The sequence below is a fragment of the Bacillus sp. WC2507 genome (assembly GCF_052656125.1).
In genome coordinates, this window is sequence record NZ_JBQXPN010000001.1 from 979,842 (window position 1) to 996,959 (window position 17,118).

The 17,118-nt window shown below is 37.3% G+C and carries 14 protein-coding genes and 1 other annotated feature; of the genes, 8 read left to right on the forward strand and 6 right to left on the reverse strand.

The features are described from left to right. Positions 1 to 141 precede the first annotated feature (141 nt). The 7 genes from ACUN28_RS05290 (at position 142) to leuS (ending at position 9,782) form a co-directional block, all read left to right on the forward strand. Positions 142 to 903 (forward strand): ABC transporter ATP-binding protein, encoded by a 762-nt coding sequence (locus ACUN28_RS05290; RefSeq protein WP_000165844.1) that lies wholly within the window; start codon positions 142 to 144, stop codon positions 901 to 903. Positions 904 to 919: 16 nt separating this feature from the next. Continuing rightward, on the forward strand, positions 920 to 2,779 hold the full coding sequence (locus ACUN28_RS05295) for an FtsX-like permease family protein (protein WP_016135499.1): 1,860 nt from the start codon (positions 920 to 922) through the stop codon (positions 2,777 to 2,779). Between the two features lie 341 nt (positions 2,780 to 3,120). After that, on the forward strand, positions 3,121 to 3,687 hold the full coding sequence (locus tag ACUN28_RS05300) for a tyrosine-type recombinase/integrase (protein WP_016085869.1): 567 nt from the start codon (positions 3,121 to 3,123) through the stop codon (positions 3,685 to 3,687). A 33-nt stretch (positions 3,688 to 3,720) separates the two neighbouring features. Next, a complete protein-coding gene (locus tag ACUN28_RS05305; RefSeq protein ID WP_001026047.1) occupies positions 3,721 to 4,218 on the forward strand; it encodes a cation:proton antiporter regulatory subunit in 498 nt (165 codons plus the stop codon). Positions 4,219 to 4,221: 3 nt separating this feature from the next. Next, the gene (locus ACUN28_RS05310) at positions 4,222 to 5,445 is read left to right on the forward strand and encodes a cation:proton antiporter (protein ID WP_016136880.1); all 1,224 of its coding nucleotides are present in this window, start codon (positions 4,222 to 4,224) and stop codon (positions 5,443 to 5,445) included. A 256-nt stretch (positions 5,446 to 5,701) separates the two neighbouring features. Continuing rightward, complete coding sequence (locus ACUN28_RS05315; RefSeq protein WP_001137539.1) at positions 5,702 to 6,895, forward strand: MDR family MFS transporter; 1,194 nt, start codon at positions 5,702 to 5,704, stop codon at positions 6,893 to 6,895. Between the two features lie 190 nt (positions 6,896 to 7,085). Then, positions 7,086 to 7,308, forward strand: a binding site (T-box leader). A gap of 65 nt (positions 7,309 to 7,373) precedes the next feature. Continuing rightward, positions 7,374 to 9,782 (forward strand): leucine--tRNA ligase, encoded by a 2,409-nt coding sequence (gene leuS / locus ACUN28_RS05320; protein ID WP_016085871.1) that lies wholly within the window; start codon positions 7,374 to 7,376, stop codon positions 9,780 to 9,782. Between the two features lie 25 nt (positions 9,783 to 9,807). Here the strand turns inward: leuS and ACUN28_RS05325 are convergent, their stop codons facing one another. Next, positions 9,808 to 10,236 (reverse strand): GNAT family N-acetyltransferase, encoded by a 429-nt coding sequence (locus ACUN28_RS05325; RefSeq protein ID WP_000800323.1) that lies wholly within the window; start codon positions 10,234 to 10,236, stop codon positions 9,808 to 9,810. A gap of 150 nt (positions 10,237 to 10,386) precedes the next feature. On the opposite strand from ACUN28_RS05325, the gene ACUN28_RS05330 reads away from it, so the two are divergent. Continuing rightward, positions 10,387 to 11,394: a hypothetical protein gene (locus tag ACUN28_RS05330; RefSeq protein WP_445423356.1), complete on the forward strand. Its 1,008-nt coding sequence runs from the start codon at positions 10,387 to 10,389 to the stop codon at positions 11,392 to 11,394. A 44-nt stretch (positions 11,395 to 11,438) separates the two neighbouring features. Here ACUN28_RS05330 and ACUN28_RS05335 read toward each other — a convergent pair whose 3' ends face one another. From ACUN28_RS05335 to ACUN28_RS05355, 5 genes are all read right to left on the reverse strand, one after another. Next, positions 11,439 to 11,861, reverse strand: a complete 423-nt coding sequence (locus ACUN28_RS05335) for a hypothetical protein (RefSeq protein ID WP_000180554.1) — start codon at positions 11,859 to 11,861, stop codon at positions 11,439 to 11,441. Positions 11,862 to 12,061: 200 nt separating this feature from the next. Further along, positions 12,062 to 12,247, reverse strand: a complete 186-nt coding sequence (locus ACUN28_RS05340; RefSeq protein WP_016085874.1) for a hypothetical protein — start codon at positions 12,245 to 12,247, stop codon at positions 12,062 to 12,064. Between the two features lie 90 nt (positions 12,248 to 12,337). Further along, positions 12,338 to 13,417, reverse strand: coding sequence for a Ger(x)C family spore germination protein (locus tag ACUN28_RS05345; protein WP_016085875.1), 1,080 nt, complete (start codon positions 13,415 to 13,417; stop codon positions 12,338 to 12,340). Continuing rightward, positions 13,393 to 14,487, reverse strand: a complete 1,095-nt coding sequence (locus ACUN28_RS05350; protein WP_000049079.1) for a spore germination protein — start codon at positions 14,485 to 14,487, stop codon at positions 13,393 to 13,395. The genes ACUN28_RS05345 and ACUN28_RS05350 overlap by 25 nt, the downstream gene beginning before the upstream one ends. A gap of 16 nt (positions 14,488 to 14,503) precedes the next feature. Next, the gene (locus ACUN28_RS05355; protein ID WP_223267284.1) at positions 14,504 to 17,023 is read right to left on the reverse strand and encodes a spore germination protein; all 2,520 of its coding nucleotides are present in this window, start codon (positions 17,021 to 17,023) and stop codon (positions 14,504 to 14,506) included. Positions 17,024 to 17,118 lie beyond the last annotated feature (95 nt).

The following is a 17,118-nucleotide window of genomic DNA, read 5'->3' on the forward strand; positions in this document are numbered from 1 at the left end:
CAATTTCATTTACCAACGAACCTTACACACGCATCTTTTTTATATTACAAAAGTGTAAGGTAAATGTAATGTTAACAAATAGCAGTTCCCTTCCAAAAGGCGCAAAATAGGTAATGGAAAAACAAGCGTAGGAGGATATATATGACGAAACCAGTTGTAGACGTAAAAAACGTTCAAAAAGTGTACGGTAAAAAAGGTGAGAACCAATCGCATGCGTTAAAAGGTGTGTCATTCTCGATTCAAGAGGGTGAGTTTGTCGGAATTATGGGACCATCTGGTTCTGGTAAAACGACATTATTAAATGTAATTTCAACGTTAGATAAAGCAACAGGCGGCGTTGTTGAAATTGCAGGAACAGATATTACGAAAATGAAGCAAGGTGAGCTTTCTGATTTCCGCTCGCAAAAATTAGGATTCATCTTCCAAGACTTTAACCTATTAGAAAACTTATCTATTTATGAAAACATTGCACTTCCACTTTCTCTTCAAGGTGTTCCATCACGTAATATTGGACCGAAAGTAGAAAAAGTAGCGGATATGTTAGGGATTACAGAAATTCTTCAAAAGTATCCATCTGAAGTATCTGGTGGACAGAAACAACGTTCAGCAGCAGCTCGCGCACTAGTACATGAGCCGGCAATTATTTTAGGGGACGAGCCAACAGGAGCTCTTGATTCTAAAAATGCGACGAGTTTACTTGATGCGATGACAAACTTAAATAAAGATCAAGGCGTATCGATTATGATGGTTACGCATGATCCTTACAGTGCAAGTTACTGCCAGCGTATTTTATTCATTCAAGATGGTGAGCTGTATAAAGAAATTCATCGCGGTGGTACGCGTGAAGAGTTCTACAAAGAAATTTTAGATGTACTTGCAGATTTAGGTACACAAAAAGCGTAAGAAAGGAGGTTCCAGTATGTTATTTAAACTTTCTATGTCGGGGCTGAAAAGTAAGCTAAAAGATTATATTGTCTTACTTGTCGGTCTTGTCATGTCGATTTCAATTTTTTATATGTTTCAAACGTTAGCGTTAAACGAAGCCTTCCTTAAGGAAAATTCTACTATTGGTCAAATTGGATTTGTATTCCAAGCAGGTTCATTTTTACTTGCTATTATAACGTTCTTCTATATTTTGTATGCAAACTCTTTCTTACTATCTCTTCGTCAAAAAGAGTTTGGTATGTATATGATGTTAGGAGCAAAAAAGCATAAAGTTACATTACTTATGTTTATTGAAACAATCGTATTAGGCGCTGCGTCTCTTGCAATCGGTATTATAGTTGGTGTAGGACTTGCAGAAGGTATCGGTCAGTTATTAATGAAACAATTAGAATTTGCAGGTGAAGGTTATAAAGCATTTTATCTGCCATCTATGACTGTTACTTGTATCTTCTTCTTTGCATTATTTGTATTATCAGCAATTATGAATAGTATTAAGTTATCACGTATTTCTGTACTCCAACTTGTACATGCAGATGCACAAACAGAACGTGTTGCGGTAAAAGGAAAAATGACAGGTTTAGTCGCATTCCTTGCGGTTATTTTATTAGGAATGGGCTATGCATCAATGATTTACATGGAAAAACTAAGAGAAATGGGAATTCTTATCGCATTAATTACAACAACAGCTGGTACTTACATGCTATTTGGATCACTTCTTCCAGTTATTATTAAAAAGTTAAAAAGTAATAAAAAGCGTAGTGAAAAAGGACTTAACGCTTTTACATTTGCACAATTAAACTTCCGTATTAATAGCTTAACAAAGGTGCTTGCGACAGTAGCGATGTTAGTTGCTCTTGGAGCAGGTGCGATTTCTGGTGGTATGGCGTTTAAAAATAACGTTATAAAAATGGTTGATGGTTTAGTAATCTATGATTCAGTAGTTCATAATCCAACAGCTGAAGAAAAGAAAATTTTAGACGGTATTACATTTAAAGAGAAAAGCGAATATCGTTACAAAGTTGATGATAAATACGTTTATTATGTAAAAGAGGATTTGGAGAAAAATCGTCCTTTAGTAAAAGATATGACAAATATAAAGTCGATGAAGGATTTAGTGAATACGAAGAAGGCTTCACAGGAACTACCATTAGGCGCAGTTTCTAGAGAAATGAATGAAAAAGATGCGAACGCTAAAGAACTTTCAGAAGAATGGGTAGATGCTTTTAGCACAATTCATCCGTATTATCTATACGAAGATCATGCAATTAAAATTGTAGATCAAAAAATGTACGATGAGATAAATGGTAAAGAAGGTATAGCATTTATCGGAAAAACAGATGATTTCTTAACATATACAAAAGAATGGAAAAAACTTGACGAGTTGCAACTAGATAAATATAAAAATGTAACAGCTGAAAGAATGAACAGTAAATATCAATCTTACGACATGTTCTACGGCGTTGCGAGCGGAACAGTGTTTATGGGATTCTTCCTTGGAATTGCTTTCTTAGCAATGATGGCAAGTTGTTTAATGTTCAAAATTCTTTCTGGTGCATCAAAAGATATTACGCGTTATCAAATGCTTCGTAAAATTGGGGTGCGCCGTGAATTATTAACAAAATCAATTTATAAAGAGTTATTCTTAGTATTCTTATTCCCAGCAATTGTAGGTATTGCTCACGTATTAGTTGGTATGAATATTTTCGGATTTATTTTACTTGATCCGTACTTCCGTATTTGGGTACCGATTGTTATCTTCGTAATGATTTATGCAATTTATTACTTCATTACCGTTCAATTGTATAAAGGAATTGTTCTTCCGAAAGAAGATTAATAAAAAACCGAGCGAAACTGCTCGGTTTTTATTATTTTCAGAAAAAACACTTCAATGTTACTGAAATATATAATATAATATAAATAAGTAACATAATATAAAAGTAGAAGCAGCTGGATAATGAAAGGAGGAATCCGATCTGTAGAAAGAGGCTGAACTTGTATCCCCTATTTTGCCTACCCCACTGTATTTGCACAATTATCAATTTCCAAATGAAAAATTTTCGGACTAAAAGTATATTGAAAAATAATGGATAATACATGGAAATCCCATAGCATGATAAGGTAAAATGGACAACATGATGAGAAAATTACCGTTCATAAGATGAGGAGAATACATGTATGGAAGTTGTAGAGGCATTAAAAGATATAAGCCAAATTGAGGCTATGAAAAAGTATTTAAAAGAGCACTCGCAGCGAGATTATCTTTTATTTGTTATTGGAATTAACACAGGATTAAAGATTACTGAGCTACTTAGTATGAAATTTGAAGAGGTATTAAATGAAGATGGAACTGTTAAAGAGTTTTATTCTCTTCCTGTGAAAGATGAAAAATTCAAACAAGATATTTATTTAAATACAAAAGTAAAAGAAGCACTTTTAGAGTACGTACAATCTATTAATGCTCAAAGAGAAAACTACGTATTTCAATCTAATAAAACGACAAATTCAATTACGCGTCAACAAGCGTATCGTGTAATTCATAATGCTGCTGAAGCAGTTGGGGTTGTTGGTAAAATCGGAACGAACTCAATGAGAAAAACATTTGGATTTCATGCATACAAAAGAGGGATAGCGATTGCGCTATTGCAAAAACATTTTCATCACGCGACACCTTCAGAGACATTAAAGTATTTGGGAATCTCAAAAGATGAAGAATTTAAAACAGAGATTGATGTAGATTTGTAAAAGCCGTAACTAAAAACTTTAGGAGGCGGAAATATGAATATTAGAGAGAGTGAATTACCGGGCATTGGATGTAAGTTTGAAGTAATTACAAAAGGTAATGAAAAAATGGTTATCGTTATTCATGATGATGGACGAAGAGAAATGTATCATTTTGATGCGGATCATGATGAAAGTATTTCAAGCATTTCTCTTCGTGATTCTGAGGCGAGACAAATTGCAGCTATATTAGGCGGAATGGTATACAGACCACAAGCGTTAGACACAATTGAGATGGCTTTTGAAGGATTATCAATTGAATGGTTTAAGGTGGAAAATAACGCACCAGTCGTACAAAAAACAATTGGTAGCTTACATGTCAGAAAAACGTATAACGTAACGATTATTGCTATTTTGAAAAAGAATATGAAGAAATTCTTTAATCCAGGTCCAGACTCTATTATTGAAGCTGGTGATATGCTCGTGTTATCGGGTGAAAGACATGAAGTGAAAAGAATTATTAATGAATTGCTTTCAGCAGGAGGTGATTCATAATCGATGGATACTTTAATCTTTGAAGTTGGAACTGCGTTAGTATTAGTAGCTTTTGCAGCTATCCTCGCTGCAAAGTTAAAGTTCTCGATTATTCCGTTTCTCATTATACTCGGTATGTTGGTGGGGCCTCATGCCCCAGATTTAGGACTTATCGATTTAAGGTTTATTGAAAGCGGAGAAGTTATTTCCTTCCTCGGTCGTGTTGGCGTCATATTCCTCCTATTCTATTTAGGCTTAGAATTCTCAATAAAAAAATTAATTAAATCAGGAAAATCAATTGCTTTCGGGGGGACTGTCCACATATCACTTAATTTCATATTAGGTTTGCTTTATGGATATGTTATGGGCTTCCCCTTATTAGAAACATTAATTATTGCTGGAATCATTACAATTTCATCAAGTGCAATTGTTGCGAAAGTAATTGTTGATTTAAGAAGATCTGGTAATAAAGAGACTGAATTAATATTAGGAATCATTATGTTTGATGATATTTTTTTAGCTGTATATTTATCAGTCGTTTCAGGGTTAGTGCTCGGTGGTGCAACATCATTTTTAGGTGCTCTTACATCGGTGCTCATCGCAGTAGGGTATATGCTCCTATTCTTTGTAATCGCTAGAAAAGCTACGCCGTTTTTAAATAAAGTATTAGATATTTCGTCTAACGAAATTTTCATTATCGTAATATTCGCTATTTTATTCTTTGTAGCAGGATTCTCAGAAACAATTCATGTCGCAGAGGCGATTGGAGCGTTATTGTTGGGACTCGTCTTTTCTGAAACAGAGCATAGTGATCGGATTGAGAAGCTAGTCGTCCCATTCCGTGATTTCTTTGGAGCTATATTTTTTTTCAGCTTCGGTTTAAGCATAGATCCGTTTTCGCTTGGAGGAGCAGTGTGGTTGGCATTAGGAGCAGTTTTCATTACTCTAATCGGTAATTTTACTGCTGGAATGATTGCGGGACGTAAAGCCGGGTTATCCCATAAGGCTTCTACGAATATAGGTTTAACACTTGTATCACGCGGAGAGTTCTCCATTATTGTAGCGAATATCGGCATTGCGGGTGGCTTACTGGCAGCGATTAAACCGTTCTCTGCACTATACGTTTTAATATTAGCATCGTTAGGTCCGTTATTAACGAAGGAATCTGGGAGAATATACTCTCTACTAGATAAAATATTTAAATGGAACGCTAAAGAACGTGCAAAGCGAGAAAAAGAAGTTGGATAATAAAAAAAAGAAGCGGCTGCATGAACTTCATGCAGCCGCTTCTTTTTTTATATTGTTTCTGTTGTCGCTTTTTGTTGGTAAGTCGATATAATTAGAAAATCGCTGATAAAATCCAAGAAGCGATCAGTATAATTTCACTTATCGACATCTCATTATCTGAATTTCATCAACTATTAATCAGTTGCCTTCCTATTTAAAAACGACTACAATTTTACTGTTATAGATGAACGAAAAAAATAGAATAGGAGGGGAGACTATGCCAAGGAAAGTATGGCTATTAGTAGCTGGGATGATTATTAATGTCACGGGTGCTTCTTTTTTATGGCCTTTTAATACAATTTATTTGCATGATCACCTAGGGAAATCTTTATCTGTGGCCGGAATGGTATTAATGATCAACTCGCTTACTGGTGTAATCGGAAACTTGCTCGGCGGTGTTTTATTTGATAAATGGGGCGGATATAAATCAATTTTAGTAGGAATTGTGATTACACTTGTATCGATTTTAGGCCTTGTGTTCTTCCACGGCTGGCCGTTATATGTTGTGTGGCTAGCATTAATCGGTTTTGGTTCTGGAATGGTCTTCCCATCGATGTATGCGATGGTTGGTACGGTTTGGCCAGAGGGCGGAAGACGAGCATTTAATGCGATGTATGTTGGACAAAACGTTGGTATTGCGATCGGAACAGCATGTGGTGGATTAGTTGCATCGTATCGTTTTGATTATATTTTCTTAGCAAACTTTATTTTATATTTTGTTTTCTTCTTAATTGCTTTTATTGGATTCCGTGGTATGGAAGACAAGAAAGAGCCAGGAGTGCAAAAAGAAGTCGAAACGAAAAAAGGTTGGTCGCTTACACCTGGATTCAAAGCACTTCTTATCGTATGTGTAGCATATGCTTTATGCTGGGTTACATACGTACAGTGGCAAGGAGCGATTGCAACACATATGCAAGAATTAAATATTAGTCTTCGTCACTATAGTTTATTATGGACGATAAACGGAGCGATGATTGTTTGTGCGCAGCCGCTAGTTAGTATGTTAATTCGCTGGATGAAGCGTTCGTTAAAACAACAAATTATGATTGGGATCTTCATTTTTGCGGCGTCATTCGTTGTGTTAAGTCAAGCGCAGCAATTTACGATGTTCCTCGTTGCGATGGTAACTTTAACAATTGGTGAGTTATTTGTTTGGCCGGCGGTTCCGACGATTGCAAATATACTTGCGCCAAAAGATAAGTTAGGGTTTTATCAAGGCGTTGTAAATAGTGCGGCGACTGTAGGGAAAATGTTCGGGCCAGTCGTTGGCGGAGCGATTGTTGATTTATACAATATGGAAGTATTGTTTATAGCAATCATGGTAATGCTTGTAGTAGCGCTTATTGCAACGAGCATGTATGATAAACGAGTAAAAGTAGAAGAAACAGTTGAAGAAAAAATTGCAGTTTAGTTTGACGGAACATGTTCACATGTTTTAGAATATATTTAAATAAAATAACCTTTGGAACAAGGGAGATAGCTCGGCTGTCCTAAGACGAATTCGTTAGTTATTAAAAGTAACGATTAACCGAGAAGCCCCGCTTTAAGTAAGCTCTTTAGAGAGACTAGGCGGATGGTAGTTCATATTTTCACTCATATTTGTAATAACAGTGAGAAGGAGTAGTAGTAATAGAAGCTGGTTTAGAGAGTTGACGGTCGGTGCAAGTCAATCCACGTTTCGTTATGAACTCGCCTTTGAGTTGCAGTTGTGAAACTAATAGTAGCAATTGCCGTTAATCCACGTTACGGATCTAAGCGAATGTATATTTTTTGTACATTAATTTAGGGTGGTACCGCGGGAATCTATAACCTCTCGTCCCTTTCTAGGGATGAGAGGTTTTTTGTATTTTGGGCGGTGAAAATAAATAGAATTTCAAGGAGGGTATCTCATGAGCTTTAATCATCAAGAAGTTGAGAAGAAGTGGCAAGGGTACTGGGAAGAGAATAAAACATTCCGTACGCCAGATGAGACAGAAAAACCAAAATTTTATGCACTAGATATGTTCCCATATCCATCAGGTGCAGGCCTACACGTAGGACATCCAGAAGGTTATACAGCGACAGATATTTTATCTCGTATGAAGCGTATGCAAGGATATAACGTTCTTCATCCAATGGGATGGGATGCATTCGGTCTTCCAGCAGAGCAATATGCACTTGATACTGGAAACAGCCCAGCAGAATTTACAGAGCATAATATTAATACGTTCCGTAACCAAATTAAAGCATTAGGTTTCTCTTATGATTGGGACCGTGAAGTAAATACAACAGATCCAAACTACTACAAGTGGACACAATGGATCTTCCTACAACTATTTGAAAAAGGCTTAGCTTACGTTGATGAAGTACCTGTAAACTGGTGCCCAGCACTTGGTACAGTACTTGCAAACGAAGAAATCATTGATGGTAAGAGTGAGCGCGGTGGACATCCAGTTGAGCGTCGTCCGATGAGACAGTGGATGTTAAAAATTACAGCTTATGGAGATCGTCTATTAGAAGATCTAGATGAGCTTGATTGGCCAGAAAGCTTAAAAGATATGCAACGTAACTGGATCGGTCGTTCTGAAGGTGCAGAAGTACACTTCAACATCGATGGTACAGACGAGAAATTCACAGTTTTCACAACGCGCCCTGATACACTATTTGGTGCAAGCTACTGTGTACTTGCTCCAGAGCATGCGCTTGTTGCAGACATTACAACAGCTGAGCAAAAAGAAGCGGTAGAAGCTTACATTAATTCTGTAAAAATGAAGAGTGATTTAGAACGTACAGAACTTGCGAAAGAAAAAACTGGCGTATTCACTGGTGCTTACGCAGTTAACCCAGTAAATGGTGAGAAATTGCCAATCTGGATCGCTGATTACGTTCTTGCAACTTACGGAACAGGTGCTGTAATGGCAGTTCCAGCGCATGATGAGCGTGACTATGAATTCGCATCAACATTCAATCTTCCAATGAAGGAAGTTGTAAAAGGCGGAGACATTACGAAAGAAGCATACACAGGTGATGGTGCACACGTAAACTCAGCATTCCTTGATGGCTTAAATAAAGAAGAAGCAATCGCAAAAATGATTGAATGGCTTGAAGTAACGAGCGCAGGAAATCAAAAAGTAACATACCGTCTACGTGACTGGTTATTCAGCCGTCAACGTTACTGGGGTGAGCCAATTCCAGTAATTCACTGGGAAGATGGCACAATGACAGCTGTGAAAGAAGAAGAATTACCATTAGTTCTTCCGAAAACAGAAAATATTCGTCCTTCAGGTACAGGTGAATCACCACTTGCTAACATTGACGAGTGGGTAAATGTTGTTGATCCTGAAACTGGTAAAAAAGGTCGTCGTGAAACGAACACGATGCCACAATGGGCTGGTAGCTGCTGGTATTACCTACGTTACATCGATCCAAACAATAGCGAAGCACTTGTAGACCCTGAAAAAGTAAAACAATGGCTTCCAGTTGATATTTATATTGGCGGAGCGGAGCACGCTGTACTTCACTTACTATATGCTCGTTTCTGGCATAAAGTATTATACGATATCGGTGTAGTTCCAACGAAAGAGCCGTTCCAACAATTATTCAACCAAGGTATGATTCTAGGTGAAAACAACGAGAAAATGAGTAAATCAAAAGGTAACGTTGTAAACCCTGATGATATCGTAGCAAGCCATGGTGCAGATACACTTCGTCTATACGAAATGTTCATGGGACCATTAGATGCTTCAATCGCTTGGTCTGAAAATGGTCTTGACGGAGCTCGTCGTTTCCTAGACCGCGTATGGCGCCTATTCGTTCAAGAGAACGGTGAATTAAGTGAGAAAATTACTGATGCACCAAATAAAGAGCTTGAAAAAGCTTACCACCAAACAGTGAAGAAAGTAACAGAAGACTATGCAGAGCTTCGCTTCAACACAGCGATTTCTCAAATGATGGTATTCATCAACGATGCATACAAAGCTGAAACACTTCCGAAAGAATATGTAGAAGGTTTCGTAAAAATGATTGCACCAGTTGCACCTCACATCGGGGAAGAACTATGGAGCAAACTTGGTTACAATGAAACAATCACATATGCAAGCTGGCCAACATTTGATGAGTCTAAACTTGTAGAAGATGAAGTTGAAATCGTTGTTCAAGTTATGGGTAAAGTTCGCGCAAAACTAACAATGAGTAAAGACGCATCTAAAGATGAAATGGAAAAACTTGCACTTGAAGCAATTCAAGACCAAATCGAAGGGAAAACAGTTCGTAAAGTAATTGTTGTTCCTGGAAAACTTGTTAACGTTGTTGCAAACTAATGAATGAAAGAAAAGCTCAGAGCATTTATGCTCTGAGCTTTTTTATGTAGAAAATAATCTCAGGATCACCTTCATCTAAGTTTTCGATCATTCCACTGCGTATAAAACCATTTGCGTTAAATACTTTCTGCATACTTTCATTCGATTCGTTCGTTGAAGAAAAGATTTTTTGAGTAGGAGAATGACTTAACATATATGAGATTAACGAGCTTGCATAGCCTCGCCTTCTTTTAGTTGGCGAAACAATGATTAATGAGAGGAAAATACAACCAAAGAAATTTGTATCGTATGTTAGAAAACCGGAAATAGAATTATCTTCTTTTACAATGATGCAGCGGCCCTCATCAATAGTGTGCTTAATGTAATTTCGTCTACTATCGTTTCCAATTACGTCAATATCTATATGTACGATTGAATCTAAATCATTGATAGAAGCTTTTGTTACGTTCTTCAATAGAAATACCTCCTAGAAAAAATATTCAGTAAATTAATTTTATCATGAATGAAGAAAAAGGAGCGGAATTCCAATACAGACAAACACCTATTTTTCTATAGGAAATATGATAAAAAAGGTAGGCTAAATTGAGTAGAAGAGGTGAAAGGAATGAAAGGGATGGACAATAATGCACCACACGGCTTTTTCGGAGGTGGATCGGATAGTTATGAACAAATGATGTTAATGGGAGGAGCAGGTCAACAAGGATATGGCGGAATTCCGAGCTGGATGGGCGGAGCAGGTCACCAACAAGGATACGGTGAAATTCCGAGCTGGATGGGTGGAGCAGCAGGAGGATCTCCAACATCGGTAGCTGGCATGCAAACTGGAATGCCTACATTAATGGGAGGATTTTCGACATCAGGGGCTGGAATGCCTACAGTAACAGGAGGATTTCCGACATCAGTAGCTGGCGTACAGACAGGAATTCCAGTAGGAGTACCAACTACATTTCCTTCTTTCGTTGGAGGAGTGCAGACAGGATTTCCGGTACCGGGAGTAGGTGTTGTAGCAGGCGGAGTAGGTGGTTATCCGCAAGGTGTTCACGGTCACCATGTACATCACCATCACCAAGGACAACATGGCCACCATGTACATCATCACCACCAAGGCCATCAAGGCCATCATGTACATCATCATCACCAAGGTCACCAAGGTCACCAAGGCCATCATGGTCATCATCATCACCAAGGCCAGCATGGACACCATGGTCATCACCACCATCAAGGACATCAGGGGCAACAAGTACATCACCATGGACACCATCATATACATCCGCAGGCTGTTCTTTATCAAACGCATCAAGGCCATCATGGTCACCACCACCACCAAGGCCAGCACGGCCACCATGGTCACCACCATGGTCACCACCAAGGGCACCAAGGGCACCAAGGGCACCAAGGGCACCACGGTCATCAAGGTCACCAAGGTCATCAAGGTCATCAAGGCCAACACGGTCACCAAGGTCAACAGCACCAACAATATCAACAGTATCAACAATATCAACAACAATCTTCTCCTTGGACAGGTGGAGTTGGAGCAGGAGGAGCAGGGGCAGCAGCAGGAGCAGCTAGTATTGGTGGAGCAGCAGGGCACGCTGGACACGTGGGTCATTAACGAGTCAAAGGAAAAAAGACATAATAAAAAACTGCTAGGAAATCCTAGCAGTTTTTTTCAGCTTCTTGGCGTTGACGTTCGATTTCAGCACGAAGTTGTGGTTCTGGTGCTTGCCAGCCTTCTGGTTTTAGGATTTTGCCGTCGCCTTCGCGGAATCGAGGTTTTCCATCAGGGAATAATTTTGCCATGTTTGCATTATTTACAATTTCGAATCCTTTATCTGGACGTACGCCCATTTCGGCAAACGTGCCGAATGCAAAGTAAATAAGGTCAATCAGTGCATCGTATTGATCTTCAACAGTCGTTGCTTCTAGAAACTCTTCTAGCTCTTCTTGCATAAAACTTGCACGGATTTTTGCACGTTCTTCTGTTAATTTTGTTGGAGTATTTGTCACGGGATGTCCGAATACTTCGTGCATTTTTGCAACAAGTTCGTATCCTTTATCTAAACCTTTTTCGTTTGTCATGTTGTTTCATCCTTTCTCGCTTAGTGCCGAATCCCATTGTAACATAAGGTGATTATGAAATGAAAAGGGACTGTCTAAAAGTTTCATCTTTTAGTTAAGATAGCGATAGTAAAAGACTATATCGATTTAAGGATAAAATATGACATAACCTGTTAATAAAAGAAAGCCATCCCGGAATACTTTTGGGACGGCCCTGCTCGTTATTTTTCTTCTTTTATAAAAACGGATAAAATAAGGTCGATGCCAAACATACCAACGAGCAACATTGGTATAACGACAAGTAAATAACGTGTGAAGGAAACATTTTTTAAGTATGTATGAGCAAATAAAAAGACGCCGAGAAATAAAATACCATTTAAAATAGGCTTTACTAATTTTTTAGACATAAGCTCCCCCGTAAATATCTTCTCTCTCTTTGGTAATAAAAAACTCCTCTCTCCGTTGTATCATGCTGGAGAGAGGAGTTCAATCATTTCTCATTCAATTACACCAGAATTTGTAATGTCAACGGTGTACTTTACTTTAATTGGCACATCTTTGTACATTTTTCGCCACTCTTCTAATTTAAATGGGCGATAATGTTGTCTATATTTTGCTCCAAGTCCAAGGGGATCAACATTTAGAGATTTAAACTGTTTAATTAGTTTTGTAGCTTTCGCATCTAATTGTTTTTCGACCGACTTAGCTATTTTTGTTGTATTTTTTTTGTTTTCTAAATTAAATTTTCTAGAGAGCTCCTGAATACGAGCTTCCACCTTTACATGAATATAGAAAGAAGGTTTCCCATTTTTTATGTTTACCTCGTAGGTAGGAACGGAACGAATGTTATTAATCATTGCATAGCCAGGATTGGTTTTAAATTCATGTGAGTCCAAGCGGTGCTTTTCTAGCAGTCCTTTGAAAACAAACATATCGTGGTACTTAATTGTTCCGACTAACTTATCCTTTTTCAAGAGACCGATACCAATAATCTTTATTTTATCTCCATGTTTTTTTAGGATAGGCATATAGGAATCTTGTCCTTCACGGTAGTACCTGAAGGCGCCTAAATACAAATTGTCAGTTGGCAAAGGGCCAGTGTCCATATTATGTTCTAACATTTTTTTTATATAAATCGCAACATTGTAAGATGTACTATATTTTCCTTTAAATAGTTCAGTACCATTGCCTTCTAATAGTCCAACATACAGCGAGTTACCAATATTCACATCACGAATTAATGTGTCAAAGGAGTTGGATAATCCTTTTTTAGCAATTTTTGTTGTGAATAAGGCAACACGCATTTGACCGCTTGCGAACGGTTGCGAAGATTCTAAAGATGTATCTGCCTTTACTTGTTTTACTGCGTTTCCTGTGCCTTCATAAACTTGAACTTTATTTCCCTTTTTTTGTATGGGGCAAACGAATGTAACCTTTACTTTATTATCTTTTGCTGTATCGAAGACAGTTCCTTGAATGAGTTGAACATCATCAATAATATTTTTTTGTAAGCAACCAGCTAGACTGAAGATACTGATGCAAACAAGAAGTATTAATTTTCTTTTGGTTTTTTCCATTTTCTTTTCACCCACACAATAATAAATAGAATTGGGATGTATACATATATAAGCCAAAAACTAACTTTAGATATATTGCTAATAAAATCATTAATATCATGCCTGTTCGTTAAAAGTTGTGAAACAACTAAAGTGATAAGCATAAATGCGATTAAAATACCTCGTTGCTTCACACGAAAGATTTCATGCGTTCCTCTAGTTGCAGCCCATAAAGGTAGGATAAAGCTGGTAATAATAACGAGAGCATAACCGGAAATAGCAATATACTCAAGTCGCTCTATAAAAGGAAGCTTAATAACTTGTGTCATGGACAGCTGAGACCAAATAGTTTTGAGTAATTGTTTTTCGCTAAAGAATGTAAAAGCGAGAATGGTACTAAACAAATATAGAATATTGGAAAATAATGCCCCATATTGCGCAAATTTATGGGATTTCTCTGGTTCTTTAACAAATGGATAAATCATAAGGAAAATTTCAAATCCTGTCATGCTATAAATAGATAGTTGAGCTGCTTTCAAAATATCTGTAAAAGAATGTGAAAATATTGGAAGTAAGTTATCCCAATGTGAGAATTTCAAAATGAAAAGACTTAGAAAGAGATAACCTAGTGTTCCACCAACGGAAATAACACAAATTCCTGCAATGACGCGGAATCCTGATGAAATAATGTAATAACTTATTAAACACATAAAGAATGTGAGCATCCAGGTGGATGCACTAGGAAACATCCATACTTGAATAATTTCGACATATGTTCTAACAACAGAAATGCTTACAATAAAAAAATAAGCCATAAAAATGATATTAATACCATTTCCGATCCATTTTCCAAAAAGTTGTTTGTGTAAATCAATTAAGTTTCCCTCTACATTTTTCAATGAATAATACATCATCCAGATGAGAATATGAATGATGATTCCTGTGAGGAGAACTCCTATCCAGCCGTCGTATCCAGCAGATTTTGCAATAATCCGAGCGAAACCGAGAACCCCGGCACCAAACTGTGCACTGTGAATTAAGAAGAAAACAAAGATAGGAGATATTTGATATTTCTCTTGAACTTTACTCATCAATGCACCTCATTCCTTATTCATCAAAATCCGATCGATGTTTTGTTGAAATTCCTTTCGCTGCTTTTTTTACATGTTGTGGCCTTGCTTGTACATCCCTTGTATCAATCATTGTTAAGGGAAAACGAATCCAAGAATCTTTAACAGATTGTTGTCTCGTTGGATAAAACAAAGCGTATGGTTTACGTAAGGAAGTAAGTCTAAATAGATGGGTAAATAAAAAGATAAATCCAAGAGAGATGCCGAAGAGTCCTCCTATTTCTGCGAATGCTAGAAATGGAAAACGTAGTAATCGAACGGCATTACCCATTTTATAAATAGGTGTAATAAAGGAAGCGAGTGCTGATAATGCAACGATAATTAATAAAATGTTACTCGTTAAACCAGCTTGTACAGATGCCTGCCCGATTACGATACCGCCTACAATACCGAGCGTTTGACCAACTTTCATCGGCAACCTCGCGCCAGCTTCTCTCAGTAAGTCGATTGCAAGTTCTAAAAAGAGTGCCTCAATTAAAGGTGGGAATGGTACTTGTGCCCTTGATAAAATCAAAGTTTCAAGTAAATCACTTGGAATGAGCTCATAATGATAATTTAAAACTGCAACGTATAACGGTGTAGCACAGATTGAAAATAGAACAGCGATAAGACGTAAAATGCGTGAAAATGTAGCGTATAGCCAAGAGACGTTATAGTCTTCTGGTGAAATGAAAAAATCAAAATAGGATACAGGTGTTAGTAGAACACTTGGAGAACCATCCACAAAAATAGCGATTTTTCCATCAATTAGTGCTTTTGTAACTCTATCAGTACGTTCTGTATTGATATAGAGAGGGAAAATCGACTTTTCACCCATTAATTCTTGTATATAAGCACTATCATTAATTTGATCATACTCAAGAGCACGTAATGATTCCTCGAGAAAATCTACATTATCTTTTTCAGCGAGGTTGTCTAAATACATCATGACAACTTTTGTTTTGGAAAACTCACCGACAATCATTTCTTTTGTTTGTAAATCTAAAACAGGAAGACGTTTTCGTACTAAATTAATATTCGTATCAATAGCTTCTACAAAGCCTTCTTGTGGACCGATAACTGTTGATTCATTTAATGGAGGGCTTGGTGCCCGGTAAGTATCAATTGCAATGTTTGCAAGCATACACTTTTGATCTTGCTGATTTACTTGAACAATCGCATGCCCCTTTAAAACCATGTCCTCAATTTTTTGTAAATCGTTCGTAATTGTAATACCGCTCATTGGAATATGTTCTTTCAATTCTTCTAGTGAAGCTTTAGGTCGTTCTAAAAGAGTAGGCATTAGATACTTTTGTAATTTCTCTCCATCAAGCGAAGGACGATAGTAAGAAATCCAATAAGGCATCGTTTCATCGTCAGATGTGTGATAATTAACAAAATCACTAGAATTTTTAAGCTTCGCTATTAAATCTTGTAGAGAATGAATGCGGTCTTTTTCTGGTTTTGAAAAATCATAAATACTATTACTTCCAGAGCTTTGCTGTTGATCTTGAGTAGAGTTGTTTTGCTTAGAATGTTGCTGTTTATCCTGGGATGAGTTATTTTGCTCAGCATTTTGCTGCTTATTTTGAGAAGATTCGTCTTGTTGAGCACTTTGTTGCTGATTCTGATCCGAATCGTCTTGTTGAGCATTTTGTTGTTGCTGTTGATCCTGATCGGAGTCATTTTGTTTAGAGTGTTGCTGTTGATCCTGATCGGAGTCGTTTTGTTTAGAGTGTTGCTGTTGATCCTGATCGGAGTCGTTTTGTTTAGAGTGTTGCTGTTGATCCTGATCTGAGTCGTTTTGTTTAGAGTGTTGCTGTTGATCCTGATCTGAGTCGTTTTGTTTAGCATTTTGCTGTTGATCCTGATCTGAGTCGTTTTGTTTAGAGTGTTGCTGTTGATTCTGATCCGAGTCGTTTTGTTTAGCATTTTGCTGTTGATTCTGATCTGAGTCGTTTTGTTTAGAGTGTTGCTGTTGATGTTGATCCGAGTCGTCTTGTTTAGAGTGTTGCTGTTGATTCTCATCTGAGTCGTTTTGTTTAGAGTATTGTTGTTGATGTTGATCCGAGTCGTTTTGTTTAGCATTTTGCTGTTGATTCTGATCTGAGTCGTTTTGTTTAGAGTATTGTTGTTGATGTTGATCCGAGTCGTTTTGTTTAGCATTTTGCTGTTGATTCTGATCTGAGTCGTTTTGTTTAGCATTTTGCTGTTGATTCTGATCTGAGTCGTTTTGTTTAGCATTTTGTTGTTGATGTTGATCTGAATTATTTTGCTTAGGATGTTGTTGCTGATCCTGGTCTGAGTCACCTTGTTTAGAATTTTGTTGCTGATCCTGAGAAGACTCCTTGTGTTCCTCCTTTTTTTGCTCACCATTGTTACCTTTATTATGTTTCATACCTCTAGCCGGTTTTTGGTTATCATTCTCTTGACTATCAGGCTGTTGCTCCGAATTATCTGTTTCGCTTTTCTCTGTTGCATTTGATTTTTTTTTCTTACGTAGCCAATTCCAAATCATCTGTATGACCTCTTTAATTGTGTAATATAGTGCTATTTTGTGGCTAATTTTGTATATTATTCATTTATTTATGAAAAGAAGGAGGAGATTGGTTT